Here is a 5322-nt window from a genome sequence, read left to right on the forward strand (position 1 = left end):
GATCACCAAAAATGCGATCGCCCGCTTTGCCGCCAAATACGGCATCGGTTTGTTTGCCGGCGTACACGATGTCGTTGTCGAGTCCTGCTGCGATGAAGTCTCGCTGTTGTTCGCCGAAAGCGATATCGCTGCCGCCTTCACCTAATACTGTGTCGTCGCCACTTTTTGAGAGAAACAGTTGGTTGGTTTCGTTTCCTGTTAAGGAATCGTTGCCGGAAGTCCCGATGCTGGTGTTTTGGATGTCGATGAGTTGGGCGGCGTTGGAGTCGAAGTTGAGTATTTGTGAAGGCTGGGGTGGGATAAATCTGATCAGAGGGGGTTGGGGCAAGGGGTCGCAACCGCAACTGGTATCGGGTTCGGGTACTGGGTTGAATATGGGGGTTGGTTCGGGCGCTGGTGTTGGTTCTGGGGCGGGTATGGGCGTCGGTGTTGGTGGTGTTGGTTTTGGCGCGGGTATGGGCGTCGGTGTTGGTGTTGGTTCTGGCGCTGGTGTTGGTGTTGGTGGTGTTGGTGGTGTTGGTGTTGGTTCTGGCGCTGGTGTTGGTGTTGGTGGTGTTGGTGGTGTTGGTGTTGGTGGTGTTGGTGGTGTTGGTGTTGGTGGTGTTGGTTCTGGCGCTGGTGTTGGTGTTGGTGGTGTTGGTGTTGGTGGTGTTGGTGGTGTTGGTGTTGGTGGTGTTGGTGGTGTTGGTGTTGGTGGTGTTGGTGTTGGTGGTGTTGGTGGTGTTGGTGTTGGTGTTGGTGTTGGTGGTGTTGGTTCGTTCAGGGGAATGGCAGAGACAGTAGCGCTGGCGGGGCTGGTAGCGCCCTCGTTGTCTGTAGCGGTGTAGGTGAAATTTGCTGTTGTAAAGTTGGCTGTCGATTGGAAAAATAATTGGTTAATGTCAGCAGGTGTCAGAATTTGACCGGCGCGGATAATCCTGCCCCCAGTATCGGGATCGCCTAAAAATATCAGCCCTTCATTTGCTGGTGGGACGGTGTTGATGGTGAAAGATTCGATCGACCCGTCTGGATCTGTGCCGCCTAGTCCTGCGATCGCCACAGTGCTGCTGGGGGCGATATCGAGGTCGACGTTGTTAGCTACTGGCGGTTTGTTTGGCACCGGCTCCAGTGCCGATACAGTAGCCCTGGCGCGGCTGGTAGCGCCCTGGTTGTCTGTAGCGCTGTAGGTGAAATTTGCTGTTGTAAAGTTGGTTGTCGATTGGAAAAATAATTGGTTAATGTCAGCAGGTGTCAGAATTTGACCGGCGGTGACAATCGTGCCCCCGGTATCGGGATTGCCTAAAAATATCAGCCCTTCATTTGCTGGTGGGACGGTGTTGATGGTGAAGGATGCGATCGAACCGTCGGGATCACTTCCTCCGAGTCCTGCGATCGCCACAGTGCTGCTGGGGGCGATTTCGAGGTTGACGTTGTTAGCTATCGGCCGTAGGTTGGCGGGAGTCGGAGTCGGTGCAGGTGGGGGAGTCGGAGTCGGTGGGAGTGGGGGAGTCGGAGTCGGGGCAGCGGCGATGCTGGTGGTAACAGTTGCACCTGGCTCGCTGCCGTTGTTGTTGCCGGGATTCGGGTCTGGGCTTGTTGAGGTACTTCTCGCCGTGTTGCTGACAGTGCCGGTCGCCAGGGCTGGGAATCTGACAGTCCGGCTGACAGTCAAGCCGTCAGCTAAGCTGGCAATGGGCGGAAAGCTGACAATGCCTGTGGCTGGGTTGTAAACACCTCCGTTAGATGCTGTGACCCCCGTTAAACCGGGAACGATGGTGTCTGTAACGGTGATGTTGGTGGCGGTACTGGGCCCTCTGTTTTCGGTGAGAATGGTGTAGGTGACAGTCGATCCGGCGATCGCAGTAGCGGGCCCGGTTTTGAGCGTAACTACATCGGCACTATCGGTGATAGTAGTGGTGACTCGCGCCGACGGGCTGCTGCCGTTGTTGTTGCCGGGATTGGGGTCTGGGCTTGTTGAGGTGCTGCTAGCAGTGTTGGCGATGGGGCCGCCGGTGGCGGGAACTGCGAAACTGACGGTTCTGTTGGCGCTGGCTGCGGTGGCTAGGGATGGGATGGCCGTCCAAGTCACAATACCTGTCGTTGCGTTGTAACTTCCGCCCTCCGAGACGCTGACTCCTGTTAAACCAGGAACAATGGTATCGCTGATCGCCACATTGGTTGCCGCACTCGGCCCACTGTTAGTGGCCGTAATTGTGTAGGTGACAGTCGAACCTGCCGCCGCAGTAGCGGGTCCGGTTTTGACCGTCACTACATCGGCACTCTGGGTGATAGCAGTGGTAACTCGCGCCTGCGAACTGCTGCCGTTGTTGTTGGCAGGATTGGGGTCTGGACTCGTTGAGGTGCTGCTAGCAGTGTTGGCGACGGTGCCCCCGGTGGCGGGAACTGCGAAACTGACGGTTCTGTTGGCGCTGGCTGCGGTGGCTAGGGATGGGATGGCCGTCCAAGTCACAATACCTGTCGTTGCGTTGTAACTTCCGCCCTCCGAGACGCTGACTCCTGTTAAACCAGGAACAATGGTGTCGCTGATCGCCACATTGGTTGCCGCACTCGGCCCACTGTTAGTGGCCGTAATTGTGTAGGTGACAGTCGAGCCCGCGGCCGCTGTAGGGGGCCCGCTTTTGACCGTCACTACATCGGCGCTATCGTTCGTAATAGTGGTGGTGACTCTCGCCTCCGGGCTGCTGCCGCTGTTGTTAGCGGGTACGGGATCGATCGTGCTGCTGCTGCTGAATACACTGTTGGTAATAGGGCCGAGTGTAGTTGGGGCCGTAATAGTTACTGTGCGGGTCTCGCTGCCCCCAACCGGTAAATTCGGAATATTCCAGGAAACCAGTCCCGTTGTCGGGTTGAAAGTGCCGTCGCCCTCGGCACTGCCAAATACTGCCCCATCGGGCAATTGATCTTCAACCACCACGTTTTCGGCGTCGTTCGGGCCGTTATTTACTGTCGTAATTGTGTAAGTAATGCTGCTACCCGGTGCCGCTGCCGCCGGGCCTGTTTTCGTTGAGGCAACATCTGCTGTAGTAAGCGGCACGTCTATAGTTTGGATAGACAAAGTGCGAACGTCGTGAATATTTGTTGCGTCTCCCGTTGAACCAGCAAAACCAAATTTGAATGTTGCCGGTATTGGCTCGTTTATCTCCTCTTCTAAATTTGCAATGTCGATAATAGTCTCGCCCTCATCTGTAAACACACCATTATTGTTGAGATCAAAGTTAACAGTGAGACGGTTTGGCGTTGCAGAAGTGGGAGGTTGCAAAATAACTTGAACTCTTCTTCTGGCTGGTTCGCGAGTGGTAGTAATTGGGTTGATCGGCGGAGTTACGAAATTGGGAATATTATCTACTCCCCCCGGCACAAAGTTAGAAGTTAAAAACTTATATTCACTAGCTTCGCTACCTCGAAGCGTTACCGAGTCTGGTCTAATCCCACCCGGAATTCCACCTACACGCCCTTCATTTTGAGTTGAAAAACTTCCGAATTCATCAAATCCAATTCCTAAATAACCTCCGAGTAAACCAGACTGATTTTCGTCTGTATTTTGGGCGTAGCCGAGAGAACCTCCAAAGCCTCCAGCTTTTGTTGGCGTCACAGTACCGTCAATTAAAAAGAAACTTATGCCGTCCCCTGTCAAATTGGCGGGAATCGGAGGACGTGAAGTGCCGTTGTAGGCAAATATATCGAAGACAATTTTAAGACCGCTGCTGACTGGTACCTGACTGTTATAGATGGCAAAGGTAGATTGGTCAAAACTCCTTGAAGTTAATCTCAAAGCCCCGGTGCCCAGCGGGTCGATGTTCAAACCCGGAAAACTCTCCGTTCCGGTTCCTGCTGTTAAAGCTGGAAGGTCTGACGGGCCGCTGACCCCAGATATCCAAGGCCCTATTAGACTTGCGTCTTGAAAAGTTTCGTCAACTAAAGTGACGAGGACAGCGCTGTAAGTTTCCTGGGTTTTTGTTTCAAAAGCTATTGCAGTTTTTACTCGTCCTGCTCTAATATTTAATTGCCAGTTCCCTCCTAATTTTTCACTACCAATTAAATTGTTGGAAGCGGCTATATTTGCGCCTGTTAATTCTCTCAGCTTCCGCACGAAAGCAATCCCGGATTTTCCAGCCCCAACCCTGCACGCTAATAATAAAATATCGGCTTTTTCACTAAAGGCCTTGTGCCACTGCTGCAAATGCCGATCGTACTTTGGTAAGTTTTCATCCTTCAGTATAGTTGACCCCAGTTGCACAGAACCTTCATTGCCGTGAGCAACTATCTGAAGGCTGGCAATTAAGCTGCGTTTAGCTAGGATCTCGGTAATTTGTTCTACTCCGTCCAGAGTTCGATCCAGGACAATTATCTCTGTCCCTGGTTTGACTCCGCTGGCAAGATGCTGATAATTCTCTACCCTCGGGTCGATGCAAACTAAATGTTTTTTAGGTTTAGTCTTGACGCCCGGACTCCCTTTTGTTAAACAGGAAATATTGATCACCCGATCACTGACTAACTGCGCCCCAATCAAAGAAGCTTTTATGCAGTCGGTGTCACAGCGATCGCAACTTGATTTGTGAATTGGCGAAGAGTAGTTGCACCATAAATTTTTCATGAGTTACATAGCTCCTTGATTTGTTAATTTTCAATCTTCAGTGGTAGATATTATTGTTAATTGCTAATGGAAATTTCTAATTGCTAATTTCTCTACTTCGCATAGTTAACAAGTTCTATTTACTTCGATTTTTTTGTGATCGACATCTTCCAAAAGTAGCAGTTCCCTATATTTACCTGGTAAATTAGGGGTTTTTCAGCCAATTCAGACGTGGTGCTAAATTATTTTACGATTAGAAAAAACACACACGTTGTACGAAAATACACCGCGCAATTCGATTTTTTTTACCTAAAAGCAGTTGACAAGTATTCGTTAGTGTAGTAAGCGTGGCTTAATTTATCAGATTTTTATTAAGACTTGAGTTCTTATCAAAACCAATTTTAGGGCTGTCAATCAGCAGAATCTCAGATAATCTATATTTCACTCAAACAATGGTTATAATAAATTTTGTAGTTATCAACTTCTTTTTTTGACTTTTATCCGAAATAAATCACTAATTAAAAACTAATTTTAGGGTCGTCAGGAAGTCGAATTACCCAATAATTCACTAGCTTGATTTTTTTGACTTTTTAAATATTAAAAAACTCGATTTATTTAATAACAAATCGAGTTCTATAATATTAGGAAAAATGCAGCATATTGAAGGCGCTTTTGTCTTAAGGAGCCAGAGTGAGAAAATCGAGAGAAGTAATAGTATTATCAGCCCCAAAAACCTGAGCCAAAACCTC

General features: G+C 49.8%; 1 protein-coding gene. It reads right to left on the reverse strand.

The annotated features are described in order from the left end of the window. Positions 1-4594, reverse strand: a 4594-nt coding sequence (locus QUB37_RS29030) for a DUF4347 domain-containing protein (protein ID WP_333168638.1), incomplete at its 3' end; no start/stop codon positions are given. Between the last annotated feature and the right edge of the window lie 728 nt (positions 4595-5322).

The organism is Microcoleus sp. AT3-A2 (assembly GCF_036705685.1).
GTDB lineage: Bacteria > Cyanobacteriota > Cyanobacteriia > Cyanobacteriales > Microcoleaceae > Microcoleus.